Origin of the sequence: Amphritea atlantica, from assembly GCF_900111095.1 — a bacterium.
Lineage (GTDB): Bacteria > Pseudomonadota > Gammaproteobacteria > Pseudomonadales > Balneatricaceae > Amphritea > Amphritea atlantica.
Genome location: NZ_FOGB01000006.1, coordinates 137,550 through 155,238, shown reverse-complemented (window position 1 = coordinate 155,238; position 17,689 = coordinate 137,550). Strand labels below are relative to the sequence as shown.

At 51.1% G+C, this 17,689-nt stretch carries 16 protein-coding genes; 4 read left to right on the top strand and 12 right to left on the bottom strand.

Annotation, left to right across the window (positions count from 1 at the left end; translation table 11 throughout):
- A complete protein-coding gene (locus BMY09_RS11810; protein ID WP_091358315.1) occupies positions 1-1,338 on the bottom strand; it encodes a Na(+)-translocating NADH-quinone reductase subunit A in 1,338 nt (445 codons plus the stop codon).
- Between the two features lie 327 nt (positions 1,339-1,665).
- A complete protein-coding gene (locus BMY09_RS11805; RefSeq protein ID WP_091358313.1) occupies positions 1,666-3,102 on the bottom strand; it encodes a glyceraldehyde-3-phosphate dehydrogenase in 1,437 nt (478 codons plus the stop codon).
- Between the two features lie 275 nt (positions 3,103-3,377).
- On the opposite strand from BMY09_RS11805, the gene mfd reads away from it, so the two are divergent.
- Both mfd and BMY09_RS11795 read left to right on the top strand, forming a co-directional pair.
- Positions 3,378-6,827: a transcription-repair coupling factor gene (gene mfd / locus BMY09_RS11800; RefSeq protein WP_091358310.1), complete on the top strand. Its 3,450-nt coding sequence runs from the start codon at positions 3,378-3,380 to the stop codon at positions 6,825-6,827.
- On the top strand, positions 6,827-7,570 hold the full coding sequence (locus tag BMY09_RS11795; RefSeq protein WP_091358308.1) for a CsiV family protein: 744 nt from the start codon (positions 6,827-6,829) through the stop codon (positions 7,568-7,570). Before mfd ends, BMY09_RS11795 begins: the two co-directional genes overlap by 1 nt.
- A 70-nt stretch (positions 7,571-7,640) precedes the next feature.
- Here BMY09_RS11795 and BMY09_RS11790 read toward each other — a convergent pair whose 3' ends face one another.
- From BMY09_RS11790 to sohB, 6 genes are all read right to left on the bottom strand, one after another.
- Positions 7,641-8,045, bottom strand: a complete 405-nt coding sequence (locus BMY09_RS11790) for a DUF2750 domain-containing protein (protein ID WP_091358305.1) — start codon at positions 8,043-8,045, stop codon at positions 7,641-7,643.
- Between the two features lie 64 nt (positions 8,046-8,109).
- Positions 8,110-9,213, bottom strand: coding sequence for a mechanosensitive ion channel family protein (locus tag BMY09_RS11785; RefSeq protein WP_091358302.1), 1,104 nt, complete (start codon positions 9,211-9,213; stop codon positions 8,110-8,112).
- 18 nt (positions 9,214-9,231) lie between these two features.
- Positions 9,232-10,251 carry a beta-N-acetylhexosaminidase gene (gene nagZ / locus BMY09_RS11780; protein WP_245756568.1) on the bottom strand — a complete coding sequence of 340 codons (1,020 nt, stop codon included), beginning with the start codon at positions 10,249-10,251 and terminating at the stop codon, positions 9,232-9,234.
- Positions 10,252-10,274: 23 nt separating this feature from the next.
- Positions 10,275-10,748, bottom strand: a complete 474-nt coding sequence (locus BMY09_RS11775; protein ID WP_091358298.1) for a L,D-transpeptidase — start codon at positions 10,746-10,748, stop codon at positions 10,275-10,277.
- Between the two features lie 16 nt (positions 10,749-10,764).
- Positions 10,765-11,424 carry a TetR/AcrR family transcriptional regulator gene (locus BMY09_RS11770; RefSeq protein WP_091358296.1) on the bottom strand — a complete coding sequence of 220 codons (660 nt, stop codon included), beginning with the start codon at positions 11,422-11,424 and terminating at the stop codon, positions 10,765-10,767.
- Between the two features lie 133 nt (positions 11,425-11,557).
- Positions 11,558-12,634, bottom strand: coding sequence for a protease SohB (gene sohB, locus BMY09_RS11765; RefSeq protein WP_091358294.1), 1,077 nt, complete (start codon positions 12,632-12,634; stop codon positions 11,558-11,560).
- Between the two features lie 123 nt (positions 12,635-12,757).
- Between sohB and BMY09_RS11760 the strand changes: the two genes are divergently transcribed.
- Positions 12,758-13,093 carry an SCP2 sterol-binding domain-containing protein gene (locus tag BMY09_RS11760; protein ID WP_091358291.1) on the top strand — a complete coding sequence of 112 codons (336 nt, stop codon included), beginning with the start codon at positions 12,758-12,760 and terminating at the stop codon, positions 13,091-13,093.
- On the opposite strand, the gene nudC is transcribed toward BMY09_RS11760, so the two are convergent.
- The gene (gene nudC / locus BMY09_RS11755; protein WP_091358290.1) at positions 13,090-13,863 is read right to left on the bottom strand and encodes an NAD(+) diphosphatase; all 774 of its coding nucleotides are present in this window, start codon (positions 13,861-13,863) and stop codon (positions 13,090-13,092) included. The two genes, BMY09_RS11760 and nudC, sit on opposite strands and share 4 nt — an antisense overlap.
- A gap of 246 nt (positions 13,864-14,109) precedes the next feature.
- On the opposite strand from nudC, the gene nhaB reads away from it, so the two are divergent.
- Positions 14,110-15,609, top strand: coding sequence for a sodium/proton antiporter NhaB (gene nhaB, locus BMY09_RS11750; protein ID WP_091358287.1), 1,500 nt, complete (start codon positions 14,110-14,112; stop codon positions 15,607-15,609).
- Between the two features lie 95 nt (positions 15,610-15,704).
- Here the strand turns inward: nhaB and dnaQ are convergent, their stop codons facing one another.
- The 3 genes from dnaQ to BMY09_RS11735 are packed head-to-tail and all read right to left on the bottom strand — an operon-like array spanning position 15,705 to position 17,655.
- Entirely contained in the window at positions 15,705-16,424 is a 720-nt protein-coding gene (dnaQ, locus tag BMY09_RS11745; protein WP_091358286.1) for a DNA polymerase III subunit epsilon, read from the bottom strand.
- Between the two features lie 15 nt (positions 16,425-16,439).
- Positions 16,440-16,886 (bottom strand): ribonuclease HI, encoded by a 447-nt coding sequence (gene rnhA, locus BMY09_RS11740; RefSeq protein WP_091358283.1) that lies wholly within the window; start codon positions 16,884-16,886, stop codon positions 16,440-16,442.
- A complete protein-coding gene (locus BMY09_RS11735; RefSeq protein WP_091358281.1) occupies positions 16,870-17,655 on the bottom strand; it encodes a class I SAM-dependent methyltransferase in 786 nt (261 codons plus the stop codon). Before BMY09_RS11735 ends, rnhA begins: the two co-directional genes overlap by 17 nt.
- Between the last annotated feature and the right edge of the window lie 34 nt (positions 17,656-17,689).

Here is a 17,689-nt window from a genome sequence, read left to right as displayed (position 1 = left end):
TCAGGCCTCTTTCTCTATACGCGTCAGATTGTCGCGAAGAATTTGGCCATACTCATACTTGCCCGGACAGGCAAATGTGCACAGCGCGAGGTCTTCTTCGTCAAGCTCGAGACACCCAAGTGCCATCGCATGAACGACATCCCCGGTGACCAGGGCACGCAACAGCTGCGTCGGAAGAATATCCAGCGGCATCAGCTCTTCGAACTGCCCCACCGGCACCATGGCCCGTTCTGAACCGTTGGTGGTCGTAGTGAAGTCAAACTTCTTAGACGGGCTCAGTTTGGACAGGAACATATTCAGTACAGAGAATTTGTTCGCACCCGGTACGATCCAGCCCAGCAATTCACGCTGATCACCCTCTTCCAGAACAGTCACCTGGGAAGCGTATCGGCCAAGGTAGCCCATAGGACCTGCAGCCTTACGACCATTCCATACAGAGCCGCTGATCACCCGGTTATTTTCACCTTCAGTACGGCCCGCCAGCAGCTCATCCAGATTCGCCCCCAAACGGGTGCGCAGCAGTGCTGGCTGCTTCACCTGAGGACCCGCTACAGCGACTACCCGATCAGTAAACAGTTCACCGGTCGTGAATAATTTACCGAATGCAATAACATCCTGATAGCCGATGGTCCAGACAGTTTTTGTCGCAGACACCGGATCAAGGAAGTGAATATGCGTACCCGCATTACCCGCTGGGTGTTTACCGGCAAACTCTTCGACCGTAACACCTTCAGCGGCAGGAATATTTGCTCCCTCAGCTTTACAGAGAAACACTTTACCTTCGGTCAGACGAGTTAACACTGTCAGACCATTAGCAAAAGCTTCCGCCTGCTCAGCGATAACCACTTCCGGATTTGCAGCCAGAGGATTTGTATCAATCGCAGTAACAAAGATCGACGCAGGCTGTGTGCCCGGCTGCGGAACCTTGCTAAATGGACGTGTACGTAGTGCAGTCCAGGCACCGGACTTAACCAGATTATCCTGAACCTGCTCAGCAGTCAGTGAAGACAACTGAGATACTTCATATTTCGAAAATTGTTCCGCTTCGTTGCCATCTACTTCAACAACAACCGATTGCAGAACCCGTCTATCACCACGGTTGATCTCTTTGATCACACCCGCAGCTGGTGCTGTAAAATCAACACCTTCCGTTTTCTTATCGGAAAAGATCACTTGACCGAGTTTTACCCGATCTCCCACCTTGACCCGCATCGTAGGCTTCATGCCTGGATAATCGAAGCCGATCACGGCGACAGACTTAACCTCAACAGCTGCCGAAACAGTCTGTTCAGGTGCGCCTGTTATAGGTAGATCCAGACCCTGTTTGATCTTGATCATCCGCCTCACCCAATCTCTATTATAATTTTTTCAGGATCCCCTCCCGCAGAGCGCAATGCCTCCGACTCTGCAACATTGTCCCCGGATGTTACAAACCAAAGCAAAAACCCTACAAAGGATGGGATAACCCCAACCCAAAAACCGGTTAAGTATAAAGATCGGGAGGTAATTTTTCTACAAGAGCGACCACTAAAGGTGACTTTTAGGTCATTAATCGCAAAGCATTGATAGAACTTTAAGGTATAAGAATATACTTTTAATGAATATAAAGAAAAACCCAATAAAAAACCGCCTGTTAGGGCGGCTTTTAGTTAGTCTAAAGTCTTATCAGACCTTAGCTTTAGGGAATGCAGGCAGGGTACATTTAGCCATACGCTGAGCCATACGAATCACCTGACAACTGTAACCAAACTCATTGTCATACCACACGTACAGGACACAGCGATTGCCTTCTGCAATCGTAGCCAGCGCATCAACCACACCGGCTGCACGCGAACCAACAAAATCGGAAGAAACCGCTTCTGGAGAGTTGCTGTAGTCGATCTGCTTCTGTAACGGAGAGTGCAGCGCCATATCACGCAGATAGCTGTTCAGCTCTTCCTTGGTAGTGCCTTTATCAAGGTTCAGATTCAGAATCGCCATCGATACGTTAGGCGTAGGCACACGGATCGCATTACCGGTCAGCTTACCTTCCAGCTGAGGCAGCGCTTTGGAAACCGCTTTGGCGGCACCCGTCTCAGTGATAACCATGTTCAGACCCGCAGCACGACCACGACGATCACCCTTATGATAGTTATCAATCAGGTTCTGATCGTTGGTGTACGCGTGAACGGTCTCTACGTGACCATTGGTAACGCCAAACTTTGCATCGATCGCTTTCAGCACAGGGGAGATAGCGTTTGTGGTGCAGGATGCGGCCGACAGGATAGTATCGCTATCGTCGATATCGCCGTGGTTTACACCCATAACGATATTTTTAATCCCTTTACCCGGTGCAGTCAGTGCAACCTTGGCAACACCTTTAGATTTAAGATGCAGTGAGAGACCTGCTTCATCACGCCAGATACCGGTATTATCCAGCACCAGTGCATTGTTGATACCGTATTGGGTGTAGTCAACCTGATCAGGACCATCAGAGTAGATCACTTTGATCAGGTTACCGTTTGCGATAATCGCCTGATTTTCCTCATCCACCTGGATAGTGCCGCGGAATGAACCATGAACAGAATCGCGACGCAGCAGGCTGGCACGCTTTTCAAGATCATTAGATGCTTTGCCTTTGCGCACAACAATCGCCCGCAGACGCAGAGATTGCCCACCACCAGTACGTTCAATCAGCAGACGCGCCAACAAACGACCAATACGGCCAAAACCATACAACACAACATCGGTTGGCTCTGAGGCTGCACCACCAATAGCAGGTGCCAGCTCAGCCGCCAGAAACTCTTCCATCGATGCGCCATTGCCTTCCTGCTGGAATTTGACTGCCAGTTTGCCCACATCAACATGCGCACTCTTAACATCAATCTTATCCAGAGCAGTCAGAACAGGATGGGTGTCACAAACAGACAACTCCTTATCCTCAACCTGACGCACATAGCGGTGTGCTTTTATCACATCAACAACTGAACGCTTGATGATAAGACGACCATACACAGAGGTCTCAACGTTCTTGTCACGGTACAGACGACCAACTAAAGGGATCATCTCTTCAGCTAATGCTTCGCGACCTTTCCAGTCAGCTAACACTTTATCTTGGCTCACGGCTCACTCCAAAAAGGTAGTAGTCAATATAGCAGTCAATTTTTGCTGGGCGCATTATCACCTTTTCCCTCCCTGTGAGCAAATCTGAAACACTACACTTTAGGGCTATATTTCAGATTAATGTAACCCTGATGACAGAATAAGACAGAAATGCCACACCTTAGGACAGTCGCATCAGAGACTGTACTTTTGTCTCACGCTCCGTAAGATAAGCGCCCATATCCCCTGTCGCGCGTTGAACAGAGGCCCGTATCAGCTCATGGAGTTTGTTGTCAGTGTTTAAACAAGAATATCAGTTACCCCGAACAGCCGGTGATATCCGGCGGATCGGCAATCTCTCCGGCAGCAGCCGTGGCATGCTGGCTACCGAGATTGCCGAGCAGCATCCCGGGCTGATTCTCTGTATTACCAACGACAGTGACGGCGCCTCCCGGCTTCAGTCTGAAATCGGCTTTTATGGCAACAACAGAATCGAATGCATGCTGTTTTCCGACTGGGAAACCCTGCCTTACGATAATTTTTCTCCGCATCAGGATATCATCTCAGAGCGTCTGAATACCCTCTACCGACTGCCACAGATGCAGCGCGGCGTACTGATTATCCCGGCCAGCACGCTGATGCAGAGAGTCGCACCACAACGTTTTCTGGATGGTAATTCGCTTATTCTTGATCAGGGTCAGTCCCTCAATCTGGATGAGATGCGTCGCAAACTCTCAGATGCGGGATACCACCTCACTGAAACCGTTTATGAACACGGTGAATTTGCCATTCGCGGCGCCATCATCGACATCTTTCCAATGGGCAGCAATACCCCCTATCGCATCGAGCTATTTGATGATGAAGTGGATACCCTGCGCAGCTTCGACCCTGAAAGTCAGCGCTCAATCGACAAGGTCGATAAGATCCGTGTATTGCCTGCTAAAGAGTTCCCTTTCGACGAACTCTCGATCCGCAACTTCAAACAGCGCTGGCGGGAAACCTTCGATGTCGATTATAAGCGCTGCTCCGTTTATCAGGATGTTAATGATGGCATCAGTCCTCCCGGAATTGAGTACTATCAGCCGCTATTCTTTGATACCAGCGCGACCCTGTTCGACTATCTACCCGATAACGTACTGATTGTCACCGAAACCGACCTGGAAGATCACTGCAACCAGTTCTGGCAGGAAGTCCAGGAGCGCTATGAAGAGCGCCGCTATGATATCGAACGCCCTATTCTGCCACCGGACAGACTGTTTATTCCGGCCAACGAGCTGTTTGGTACACTGAAAAAGATGCAGCGCATTCAGCTGCAACAGGGTAAGACCCAGGCCCGGCCAGAGTCTGGCCGCTACAATCTGCCCCTGACGGAGCCACCTGAACTGACCATCAATGCGCAGTCAGCCCGCCCGTTAGCTGCCGTTGAGAGCTTTCTCTCAGAGACCCGCGACCGGGTACTGTTTTGTGCCGAATCCGCAGGCCGCCGCGAGGCGCTGATAGAGCTGCTCGGGCGTATCAGGATCAAACCTCACCCGGTAGATAACCTGCAACAGTTTCTAGACGATGGCTACCCGGTCAACATCTGCATCTTCCCTTTGGAGCAGGGACTCAGTGCGCCGGACCGCTTTCATCTGATCACCGAAACCCAGTTGTTTGGTCATCAGGTTTTTCAGCGTCGGCGTCGCTCCCGGGAACAGGAGCAGTCTGATCAGATCATTAAAAATCTGACCGAACTGAATATCGGCGCACCGGTGGTGCATATCGATCACGGCGTCGGCCGGTATCGCGGCCTGGTAACCCTGGAACTGGACTCACAAACCTCAGAGTTCCTCAAACTTGAATACGCCAACGAGGCTAACCTTTACGTCCCGGTCACCTCGCTACACCTGATCAGCCGTTATTCCGGGGCGGGCGATGAACTGGCGCCTCTGCATCGCCTCGGCACTGAGCAGTGGAGCAAAGCGCGCCGTAAGGCTGCCGAGAAAGTCCGTGATACCGCCGCGGAGCTCCTCGATATTTATGCCCGCCGCGCCGCCCGGCGAGGCCATCAGTTTGATTCACCGGACGAGCATTACGCCAGCTTCAGCGCCGCATTTCCCTTCGAAGAGACCGTCGATCAGGCCAACGCCATCCAGGCAGTCATCAAAGACATGCAATCGGAACAACCGATGGACCGGCTGGTGTGTGGTGATGTAGGTTTCGGCAAAACCGAAGTGGCGATGCGAGCCGCATTTATGGCGGTTCAGAGCAATAAGCAGGTCGCCATTCTGGTACCAACCACCCTGCTGGCACAGCAGCATTACGAAAACTTTCGCGACCGCTTTGCTGACTGGCCGGTTAATGTTGAACTGATCTCCCGGTTTCGTTCCGGCAAAGAGAGCAATGCGGTACTCAAATCCCTGACAGAGGGCAAAACAGATATCGTTATCGGCACCCATAAACTGCTCCAGGGTGATATCCGCTTCAGCGATCTGGGTCTGCTGATTATCGATGAGGAGCATCGCTTTGGGGTACAACAGAAAGAGCGTCTCAAATCCCTCCGCTCGGAGGTTGATATTCTCACCCTGACAGCAACGCCGATACCCCGCACCCTCAATATGGCAATGTCAGGCATCCGCGATCTGTCGATTATCGCAACCCCGCCAGCCCGGCGACTGTCGGTGAAAACATTTGTGCGACAGGCAGATAAAGCGCTGAAAAAAGAAGCTATTCTGCGGGAACTGCTACGTGGCGGACAGGTGTACTACCTGCATAATGAAGTTAAGGACATTGAACAGACCGCTGCCGAGATACATGAACTGGTGCCCGAAGCACGGGTGGGCATCGGCCATGGCCAGATGCGCGAACGTGAGCTTGAACAGGTGATGTCTGATTTCTATCACAAACGCTTTAATGTATTGGTCTGCACCACCATCATCGAAACCGGCATCGATGTACCCAACGCCAACACCATCATTATTGATCGGGCTGATAAGTTTGGTCTGGCACAGCTTCACCAGCTACGGGGCCGGGTTGGCCGCTCACACCATCAGGCCTACGCCTACCTGATGACACCCCACCCTAAAGCGATGACCAGCGATGCCGTTAAGCGACTGGAAGCGATTACCAGCGCCGATGAACTTGGCGCAGGCTTCACCCTCGCGACTCATGATATGGAGATTCGCGGCACTGGTGAACTACTGGGTGAAGGCCAGAGTGGTCAGATTCAGAACGTTGGCTTCTCTCTTTATCTGGAGATGCTGGAGCAGGCGGTAGAAGCGATCCGCGAAGGGAAAACACCTAACCTGGATGCACCTCTGAAACAGGGCATAGAGATCAACCTGCGTGTTCCGGCACTCATCCCGGATGAATACCTGCCGGACGTTCACAACCGTCTGATCATGTATAAACGGATAGCCAATGGCAAAAGTGAAACCGAGCTCAAAGAGCTGCAGATCGAAATGATCGACCGCTTCGGCATACTACCTGAGCAGACCAAAAACCTGTTCCGTCAGACACTACTGAAACTGCAGTGTGAACAGCTCGGCATCACCAAAATTGATGCCGGCGAAAGTGGAGGACGAATCGATTTTGACGCCGATACTGTGGTTGATCCCTTTAAACTGGTGCAACTGGTGCAACAACAACCACAAAAATTTCAGTTTGGCGGCGCCAGTCAGCTGAAGTTCACCCTGAAGATGGATAAAATAGAGCAGCGTTTTCAAGCTGTAGAACAGCTACTCCAGCAATTGACCGGGAATTCATAATGACCAAGCTTACTTCAGGGATCCTACTGGTTCTGACCCTGATCCTGTTTAACAGCAACGCAGTCCAGGCCGACACCTCTGATTATAAGGTCGAGCTGCTGATTTTCAGCCATCAGTCTTCGGATACTCTCGGTGATGAGATCTGGCCTCTTATCGACACCATTCCGCCACGTCGCAGCCGCGCGCTGGAATACAATCAGCAGGGGCAGAAGATCGGCTATTTCACCCGTCTGCCAAAATCGTCACTGTCACTGAGTGGCAAACAGGCCAGCCTGAGACGCAGCTCACTCTACCGGGTGCTCTTCCATGAAGCCTGGATTCAACCGGTCGGCGAAGTCAAGAACCGGCACGTAGTCAGAATCAACGGCGGAGAGATACTCGACAACGGCCTGTATGAGCTGGATGGCTATATCTCTATTGATAAAGGTCGCTATCTGCATTTTCGTAGCGACCTGTTTCATAGCCGCAGACTCAGCCCAACAGAAAGTCAGATGCTGCTAAAACCCTCTGCCGGCCCAACCCCGGCAGATGAGACACCGCTGAGTGATGCGTCTATGACTGAAACGCCGACAGATCAGCCTGAAGGCACCAGCGCCAATGGCAATCGTTACCTGACACAAACCACTATCCCAGACTTTCTCACGGTGGAGATGGAGAGCGCCCGACGGATGCGCAGCAATGAGCTGCACTATATTGACCACCCCCTGTTCGGCATGCTGGTGAAGATATCGCCAGTTAAATAAAAAAACGGAGCGTTCGCTCCGTTTTTACATCACAACAGCCGGAAACGATACTCCGGCTGACTGAATCAGATTATCGTTTGCGCGACCGTTTTACTTCCCGGGTCAGCATCATATCAAGCTCTTCAGGCCAGACCACCAGACCGTCCTCTTCCCCTCCGCTACCCGGGAGCGGAAACACCACCACAGCAAAACCATCCTCTTCCAGACCCGGTGTCCAGCGATGGTTCCACTGCTTAAGGGTAATGGGCATCGCCTCACAATCAGACCACTCGCCGGTTGCCCACTGCTCAGCATATTCCAGATCCGGCCAAACCGGCACACAATCCTCATCATCAGTATTCAGCATCACGCTGCCGTGGGCGTCTGTGAGAATCCAGACCTCTCCGGTTTCAACTACGCGGTGGATCATATAGTCGAAGCGCTGCTCCGCATCCAATCCTGCAACCCGGTCTAACTCACTCTGTTCTAAAGCCACTTATCTTTCTCCATCACCCTGCCGGGCAAAAAAAGAGACACCAGAGGTGCCTCTGTCACAATGATTAAACCGGATCAGGCTGAGGCTCTTCATTCTCCAGATGAATGGTTTGTGTTGGAAACGCAAAGTCTGCGTCGTGCTCATGCACGATGCGAATAATCTGCCCCATCACATCCTGCTTAACCTGATGAAAGTGCACCCAATTGGTCGTTTTGGTAAAGGTATAGATAAAAAACTCCAGCGAATAGGGGGCAAAACTATTGAGATTAACAATCAGAGTCTGACTATCATCGATCTCCGGATGATTAATCAGCATCTCCCTGACATCATTAATCACCCCCTCTATGCGAGCTGAATCCTCATAACGCAGACCGATCTTTTCATAGATACGGCGGTTAGTCATGCGTGAAGGGTTCTCCAGCGAGATACTTGCAAAGGTGCCATTAGGCACATACAGCGGCCGTTTATCAAAGGTACGGATACAGGTCAGCCGCCAGCCGATATCTTCCACCGTACCTTCGATCTCTTTATCTGGCGAACGCACCCAATCACCCACTTTGAAGGGCCGGTCGAGATAGATCATCAGGCCGCCAAAGAAATTTGCCAGCAGATCCTTGGCAGCAAAACCCACCGCAATACCACCGATACCACCGAACGCCAATACACCAGAAATGCTGTAACCGAAGCTCTGTAGCACCACTAAAACCGCAGTAATAATAATCGACAGCCGCAATAGTTTACCCAGCGCGCTCACGGTGGTCTCATCCATCGGATTCTTTACTTTATCATCCGACACCAACACCCCTTCTGCCTGACTGATAAAGCGGATCAGGAACCAGGCGATCATCACTATCACCATCACTCTGCGCAGCGGATCGACCAGCCCGACCAATACGGAATCAGCACCGGGATCTGCCAGCTCAAATGCCAGGCTCAGGCCCAACACCCAGATTAACAGCGCAATGGGACGACGCGCGGCATAGAGTAAAATGTCATCCCAGATATTACGGGTTTTTTGCAGCTGAGCTTCTAACCGCCGAAACAGGCGATTGGAGATGAAATTTGCCAACATGGTGAGGAAAACCACGACAAACACCTGCAAAACCCAGGCCTCAGCATAGCCGGTTAATCCCAGCTGTGTGAAAATTTGCGCAAGCTGCTCCTGCATGACATCGCTCCAATAGATCTAATGAATATTGACTAACTGATTAGCTAAACCTGTGGCGCGCTGCCAGCGCGCAGTGCTGCGAATATCATCAAAACAATAACTGTGTACTGCTTTCATGCGCTTAATACGCTTTGACCCCGGATGCTCCAGTTGCTCCAGATAGCCCAGCACCTGCAGCGCAGCAGAACGATTATTACATACCAGCAGCATGTCGCAACCCGCATCCAGCGCCTGCGCTGCACGAGCCTCAAAACTGCCGGCAACACTGGCACCTTCCATGGTCAGATCATCACTGAAAACAACCCCATCAAACTGCATCCCGGCGCGCAGCCGCTGACCAATCCAGTAGGATGAAAAACCCGCCGGCCGATCATCCACCTGGCGATAGATCACATGAGCGGGCATCACTGCATCCAGTCCCTGCTGTATTAACCGGGTAAAGGGGATCAGATCCTGCGCTTCAATCTCCTCCAGACTACGCTCATCAACGGGAACGTCGAGATGAGAATCCGCAACCACCCAGCCATGCCCGGGAAAGTGTTTACCTGTGGATGCCATGCCTGCCTGGCGCATACCGTCAATGAAGGCTCCTGCTAACGCCGTGACGGTTTCAGGACTGCCGGAGAACGCCCGGTCTCCAATCACCTGGCTAACGCCAAAATCAAGATCCAGTACCGGCGCAAAACTGATATCGATACCATAGCTGATCAACTCGGCAGCCATCAGCCAGCCCAGTTCCGTCGCCACTGTCACTGCATTATCCCGGTCCTGACTGTATAGTGTTCCCAGAACAGACATTGGCGGCAACCGGGTAAAACCATCGCGAAAGCGCTGCACCCGTCCCCCTTCCTGATCAACAGCGATCAGCAGCTGCGGCGCACAAAGGCGAACTTCCTGAATCAGATCAGATAATTGCTGCGGGGAGTGATAATTCCGGCTAAACAGGATAAGACCGCCCACCTGAGGGTTCTTCAAAAGGCTTTTATCATCCTCTGTCAGACTCAGACCGGCGATGTCCAGCATCAATGCTCCAGACATTGCTTTTTTCTCTTCTGTTAGAACTACTCTATGAAAACCAGGGTACCGACACTGACACGCTCAAACAGCTCCGCTATATCGTTATTACGCATACGGATACACCCATGAGACAGAGGCTGTCCCATGGGTTCACTGTCAGGTGTACCGTGAATGTATATATAGCGCTGCATTGTATCAACGCTGGACAACCGATTGCGACCTATTTCACAGCCAGACAACCAGAGAATGCGGGTCAGAATCCAGTCCCGCTGGGGATAGCGACGAGCTAAATCGGCCGAGTAAGTTTCCCCCGTATCACGACGACCGACAAAAACAGTATTAAGTGGTTTTCCTGCACCAATTTTGGCGCGTACCAAGTGTTTACCACGGGGCGTGCAGCCACTGTTTTTTTGCTCACCGGGGCCGTTCAGAGCGGTTGAGACCGGATAGTCCACCACACACTCAGCGTCCTGCCACACTTCCAGACGCTGATGAATTATTGAAATCCGGATAAACATAAACCGGCTTACATCCCTAGATACGGGTGAACGGGGTATGCTCCGCACGTGCTTGCAGGCCAGCCACCAGCACGGGAATCATGCGATGCAGAGTACGTTCGACCTCAGCACTGCGCTCGAATTCGCGCATCTCTATCGCCACCAGAGTCTGAAAATTAGACAAAGTAAAAATGATCGACCCCATCAGGAAGTGCAAGCGCCAGAAAAACTCTTCATCCTCCATGACCGCTGCATCTTTACGCAACAACTCAATAAAAACTGAAAAGGAATCCCGGTGACGGGCCAGCATAGCATCGCGCAGCTCTTGCTGGTTTTTCATATAGATCAGCTCCAGCAGGCGCATAAAGACCGGTAACGCAAACTGCCTGGACTTACCCAGTTGCAGCAGTGTGCGCATCAGTATCTCTAAAAGCTCTTGCGCTGTAATGGTGCCACCTTTTATATCCGCCTGACGTTCACTGAGTGAATCCTGAAGATTTGACACCAGCGGGGTCAGATATTTTTCAGCGACCGCTGTAATCAGACCTTTTTTAGAACCGAAATGGTAATTTACCGCTGCCAGATTAACTTTTGCAGCACTGGTAATCTCCCGCATTGTCGTTTCAGCAAACCCCTGTTCAGCAAACAGCGCTTCGGCGGATAACAATATTTTCCTTGCGGTTGCAGACTGTCGCATTAACGCTCCCTTAGCCGGGTCGCGAATCCCATCAGAATCATCCTGACAAAATCCGCTTCATATGTTTGAAACTTTTACAATATGATTATAAGCGACAATCAGATAAATGCTGGCATTTCCCTTACCATTTTGGTTACTTAGCTAATAAATGGGAGTTTAGAATACGTCCTGCCCATTTCGTAAAAAGGGTGTCAGTTGTTTTAATCGACATATCAGAGAGACGATCTTGCAGGGTCTTCTTATACTCATACCGGACCGTATAGACATCGGCGTCTTCACACGCCTGGGTCAGATATTCATCGCTGGTAGAGATCTCATCAATCAGATTGACTTCCAGCGCTCGCCGTCCAAACCAAACTTCACCGGTTGCTACTTTTTCAAGATCAACCTGAGGCCGGAACTCGCCAACAAACTCTTTGAACAGACTATGGGTATCTTCCAGATCTTCAATAAATTTCTGCCGGCCCTTTTCAGTATTCTCCCCCATCACCGTCAGGGTGCGTTTATACTCACCCGCCGTCAGCACTTCATAGTCAATATCATGCTTTTTTAATAAACGGTGAAAATTGGGCAATTGTGCCACCACACCAATCGATCCGAGTATCGAGAACGGCGCTGCTACAATCTTGTCCGCCAGGCAAGCCATCATATAACCACCGCTGGCCGCGACTTTATCGACACACACTGTCAGCGGGACTCCCCGCTGCTTAATCCGCTCCAGCTGAGAGGACGCCAGACCATAGCTGTGCACCATCCCACCGGGACTTTCCAGACGGATAACCACTTCATCTTTCTCGGTCGCCATGGTCAGCACAGCGGTGATCTCTTCACGCATCGGCTCAAGCTCTGAGGCTTTAATATCACCATCGAAATCCAGTACGAAAACCCGTTTACGTTCCGGCTCAGCATCAGGCTGGGATTTAGTTTTCTTCAGCGCTTTTTTACGCGCCTTAGCTTCCTGCTTTTCCTGCTTCTCTTCCGCTTTCAGTTGCTGCTTATAAACTTCAGAATCCAGCACGACCTCTTTCAGTGCGTGCTCCATATCCTCCAGCGTTTCATTCATGCTGTGGATACTGAGATATCCCTCTTTACTGTCTCGCTTATTCCGTGATGCCACAGCGCCTATGGCAACAATAACCAGAATAATAGCACCGACCACTGTCAGCGCTTTTGCCAGAAACAATCCGTAACTTGCCAGAAAATCGACCACCTAACACTCCAGATCTTTAAGCCCTTGGGGGCAATTCAATATATTGATTTATGGTCGGGTAATGTACCATACAACCCACCGAGGCAATATCACTGAATACAAAATTGGAGAGCTGAATCAAATATGTCTGAAGCAATCACTGTCACCCGGGTTATAGAAAAGCTTTCCAGTCGCTTTATTCCGGAAAACACCTCCGCAGTGTCGGCCACATTCCAATTTATACTGAGTGATGCGGACGACTTCTATTTCACTATCGCTGACCAGCAACTGACGGTTGCCCTTGGCGAGCATCACGACCCTGATATCACCCTGATCACCAATAGTGACACCTTTATCCGTGTGGTCACGGGTGAGAAGGATGGCATGAGCGCCTACCTCACCGGCAAACTCAGGGCCGAAGGCAATGTGATGCTGGCAACACAGCTGGGTAAGTACTTCAGTAAAGATAAACGCGGTTAATCCCCTGCTCTGCAGCGCTTTACGAACTCATCAATCAACTGGCGGGATATGGTAAACGGCGGAGGAATAGGTGCCTCATCCAGCTCACTGTAGTGGAACCAGCGCGCATCGACTATCTCTCCCGGCTCTGGCACGATCTCCCCGGATACATAATCGGCAAAAAAGCCCAGCATCAGCGAATGAGGAAAGGGCCAGGACTGACTGCAGTGATAGCGGATATTGGAAACCTCCACACCCACCTCCTCTCTGACCTCTCGAGCCAGGGCATCTTCAGCACTTTCCCCCGCTTCAATAAACCCCGCCAGGGTGCTGAATCTGGGCTCAGTGAATCGAACTCCCTGCGCCAGTATGCAATACTCACCGCGGGTCACCAGCGTGATAATGCAGGGGGAGAGTCTGGGATACTGAGTCAGGCCACAACCATCACACTGCTTGGCCAGGTCCTGATGGTGATGACGCAATGCATCTCCGCAACGGGGGCAGAAGTTGTGATCGCGACTCCAGGTTGTCACCTGGGCTGCTCGCGATAGCAGTGGAAACATCGACTCTTCTGAGCGGGACAGCAGTTGCCGCAGCTGTAAACCCGGGGTTTCATGGGGCAACACTTCCTCAGGCATGATAAGCAGTTTTACCTGCTGTTGCGGCAATAAAGTCAGATCATACTCTTCCAGAGCGAGGTTGTGGTCGCAACAGGGCTGAGTAAAAATCCAACGCCCCTGCAGATCAGACCAAACCCGGTGTCCCGATGAATAAATATATTCAATTTCCATAATATTTGTTGAACCTAAGCAAAAACAGACCAATAAACAGTGATTTCAGGCATATATGTCACCTGAAAACTAGGGTACTCTTAACAGGTTAAGCAGACTTTTGATTTAACAAAACTCCTGCTAATCTACGTCAAAATCATAATAACATTCACTACTTAACTTACATTGGAAAGACTGTAATCACTACATTTAGCATGATGCACAGAAACTTTCCACAGGCCCGAATTGGCACAGGACCCCGTATCGATGACCACAACCCAGGCGCTTATTAAGAACTTCCTTGGCAACTCACCTATCTGGTATAAACAGGCCATTGTACTTTTTCTGATACTTAACCCGATTCTTCTGTTCACCGTTGGACCTGTAGTAACAGGCTGGATGCTGATCTTTGAATTTATCTTCACTCTGGCTCTGGCACTAAAATGTTATCCGCTTCAACCGGGCGGCTTACTCGCTCTGGAAGCGATTATTATCGGCCTGGCAAGCACTGAGACGGTTTACCATGAAGTGGAAGCCAACCTGGAAGTGATTCTGCTACTGATGTTCATGGTAGCAGGCATCTACTTTATGAAGAACATGCTGCTCTGGGTATTTACCAAACTGCTGCTGAAAATCCGCTCCAAAGTTGCACTGTCGCTGATGTTCTCACTGTTTGCAGCACTGCTATCGGCCTTTCTCGATGCCCTGACAGTGACGGCAGTACTGATCAGCGTCGGTGTCGGCTTCTATGCGGTGTATCACAAAGTAGCCTCCGGCAAACAGTTCCACCATGAAGCACACGATCATGGCGATGATGAAACAGTTCATGTCGACCACCATGAAGCGCTGGCGCAGTTCCGGGCATTTCTGCGCAGTCTGCTGATGCACGGCTCTGTGGGCACCGCGCTGGGCGGTGTCTGCACCCTGGTGGGAGAACCACAAAACCTGCTGATCGCGCAAAAGGCGGGCTGGGATTTTGTCGAGTTCTTTGTTCTGATGGCCCCGGTAACGATGCCGGTTCTGTTTGCGGGTCTGGCAACCTGCATCCTGCTGGAAAAACTCAAGTGGTTTGGTTATGGCGCCGATATCCCTCAATCGGTACGCACTATTCTCGAAGATTTTGCTGCCGAACAGGATAAGAAGCTAACCAAGTCGGACAAGCTGGCCCTGTTTGTTCAGATTCTGGTGGCGGTCTTTCTGGTTCTGGCCCTGGCATTCCATCTCGCGGCCGTTGGTCTGATCGGTCTCACAGTGATTATTCTGCTGACCGCGTTCAACGGTATAGTCGAGGAACATCAGATAGGTAAAGCATTTGAGGAGGCACTGCCATTTACCGCGCTGCTGGTGGTATTTTTCTCCATTGTATCGGTGATTCACGAACAACACCTGTTCCAGCCCATTATCGCTTCAGTACTGGCCATGGACACTCAGGTTCAGCCGGGTATCTTTTTTATTGCCAACGGCCTGCTATCGGCTATCTCTGATAACGTCTTTGTCGCAACGGTGTATATCAATGAAGTACTGGCAGCTCTCAAAGAGGGCTCAATCACCCGGGAGCATTTTGACCTGCTGGCGATCGCTATCAACACTGGCACCAACATCCCGAGTGTAGCAACCCCCAACGGCCAGGCTGCATTCCTGTTTCTGTTGACATCTGCCCTGGCACCCCTGATTCGTCTCTCATACGGCACTATGGTGTGGATGGCACTGCCCTACACCGTGGTCATGAGCGTCACTGGCTATCTGGCGGTAACACACTTCCTGTAAACAGGGAATCGCTTCATAGCTGCAAAACAGACCTCTGAAAATCAAAAAAGCAGGCTTCACAGCCTGCTTTTTTTCGTTCTCATTAAAGATTTGCTTCAGCCCGTTTCACCTGGCTGCTCACCAAGCTGACTCCAGATGCTGCCCGCTTTACTATCCAGACGTTCGATATAACTGCGGTGAGCATCCAGTTCATCCCCTTCAGCCTGCACCACCTTCAGGGTCATAGCTGAAGTATCAAGACGCCGAACCTGATCAACACCGTCGTCACCATCCTCCTCGCCTGCCAGCATCAGATTCTTCTGACCGCCCGTCAGCATCAGATAAACATCGGCCAGAATCTCAGAATCAAGTAACGCGCCGTGCAGCTCACGATGGCTGTTATCAATACCGTAACGGCGACATAGCGCATCAAGGTTATTTTTCTGCCCCGGATGCTTCTTGCGTGCAATCGCCAGCGTATCGGTCACCTGACAAAAATCATGGACCCGCTCCTGATGGTTATTCAGGCTTAACTCATTATCGATAAAACCTACGTCAAACGCAGCGTTATGGATAACCAGATCGGCGCCTCGGATAAAGTGCAAAAACTCATCCTGGATCTCTTCAAAGCGAGGTTTATCATCGAGAAACTCATTGGTGATACCGTGTACCTGAATCGCTTCATCATCGATCACACGGTCCGGCTTAAGATAACGATGATAGGTACGACCTGTCAGTCGGCGGTTCATCATCTCAACACAACCGATCTCAATGATCCGATGCCCCTCTTTCGGGTCGATACCCGTGGTTTCCGTATCCAGTACTATCTGTCTCATAACTTATCTGTTCACTTACGCCTGTTGCAGGGCTTGCTCAACCCCTTTGTTAGCCAACTGGTCGGCCAGTTCATTACCCGGATGACCACTATGACCTTTCACCCATTTCCACTGAATCTGGTGCCGTGCAGTCTGCTCTTCAAGCTGCTGCCACAGATCGGCATTTTTTACTGGTTTCCTGGCTGAGGTTTTCCAGCCATTGCGTTTCCAGCCTGCCAGCCATTCCGTAATGCCTTTACGTACATACTGAGAATCGGTCGTCAAAACAATTTCGCAGGACTCCTTCAGAACACTCAGCGCTTCAATCGCGGCCATCAGCTCCATCCGGTTATTGGTGGTATTCATCTCTCCACCAAACAGTTTTTTGCGATGTTCACCATATTCCAGAACGGCTCCCCAGCCCCCCGGTCCCGGATTTCCTTTACAGGCACCATCAGTATAAATATTAATTTTTTTCTTCACTCACTCTTCCTCGGGCACCACGGGTTGTTGGTTCAACCAGCGGCAGATTAATCAGCTTACGCTTCTTCCAGACCGGTTCAATCGGGGTCATCCCGCCGACATCCTTGCGGGCAACATGCAGCACAAAGGCTCCGCAATGAGACGAACAGCGTCGGGTTATCGCATCGATCAGCCGCCCACGCTGACGCCAGGACTCTTTCTCGAAGGGCAGGCGATAGTAATCGGACAGCTCCCTGACCACCGTTAATTCGAGCAACGCTAACCAGTCATGCATACGTTGCGAGCCGATAAAGTGCCCCTGCCAGGGCACCGTTTCTTTATTCAGTTTCAGGGTACGATAAACGCCCCACCAACTGACCGGATTAAAACCGATATTCAGCAGATACCCCCCCGGGCGCAGAACCCGGGCAGATTCACGCAGCACCTGATGGGGGCTTTGGGCAAAATCGAGTCCATGGTGCAACAGCACCACATCGATACTGTTATGCTCGAACGGTAACTCTTCATTGCGGGCGATCACCGCACTGTCTGGCAATCCCAATTCGGCAACCGGATTTACCGGTATCTGATGGCGCACCGGACTCTCCCGGGCCAGATCAAGCCGGTTATCAAAACTGATCTGCAGCAGATGATAGCCAAACATGGTCGGTAACAGCCGGTCCAGCAACTCTCGCTCTGAAGCCAGCAACTGCTGCCCCAGCTCTGTATCAAACCAACTACGTAACGCCGGTAACCACTCTGCGAGCGGTGGCTGTTGTTTAAAACCCATACATTATTAGCCCTTAACGCTCCGGTTTGAATAG

Excerpts from the sequence above, each read along its gene's own strand:
- BMY09_RS11760 (WP_091358291.1), top strand. The coding sequence starts at position 12,758 with ATGTCTGAAGCAATCACTGTCACCCGGGTTATAGAAAAGCTTTCCAGT.
- BMY09_RS11810 (WP_091358315.1), bottom strand. The coding sequence starts at position 1,338 with ATGATCAAGATCAAACAGGGTCTGGATCTACCTATAACAGGCGCACCT.
- dnaQ (WP_091358286.1), bottom strand. The coding sequence starts at position 16,424 with ATGAGACAGATAGTACTGGATACGGAAACCACGGGTATCGACCCGAAA.
- BMY09_RS11795 (WP_091358308.1), top strand. The coding sequence starts at position 6,827 with ATGACCAAGCTTACTTCAGGGATCCTACTGGTTCTGACCCTGATCCTG.
- BMY09_RS11775 (WP_091358298.1), bottom strand. The coding sequence starts at position 10,748 with ATGTTTATCCGGATTTCAATAATTCATCAGCGTCTGGAAGTGTGGCAG.
- nhaB (WP_091358287.1), top strand. The coding sequence starts at position 14,110 with ATGACCACAACCCAGGCGCTTATTAAGAACTTCCTTGGCAACTCACCT.
- BMY09_RS11785 (WP_091358302.1), bottom strand. The coding sequence starts at position 9,213 with ATGCAGGAGCAGCTTGCGCAAATTTTCACACAGCTGGGATTAACCGGC.
- nagZ (WP_245756568.1), bottom strand. The coding sequence starts at position 10,251 with ATGTCTGGAGCATTGATGCTGGACATCGCCGGTCTGAGTCTGACAGAG.
- BMY09_RS11770 (WP_091358296.1), bottom strand. The coding sequence starts at position 11,424 with ATGCGACAGTCTGCAACCGCAAGGAAAATATTGTTATCCGCCGAAGCG.
- nudC (WP_091358290.1), bottom strand. The coding sequence starts at position 13,863 with ATGGAAATTGAATATATTTATTCATCGGGACACCGGGTTTGGTCTGAT.
- BMY09_RS11735 (WP_091358281.1), bottom strand. The coding sequence starts at position 17,655 with ATGGGTTTTAAACAACAGCCACCGCTCGCAGAGTGGTTACCGGCGTTA.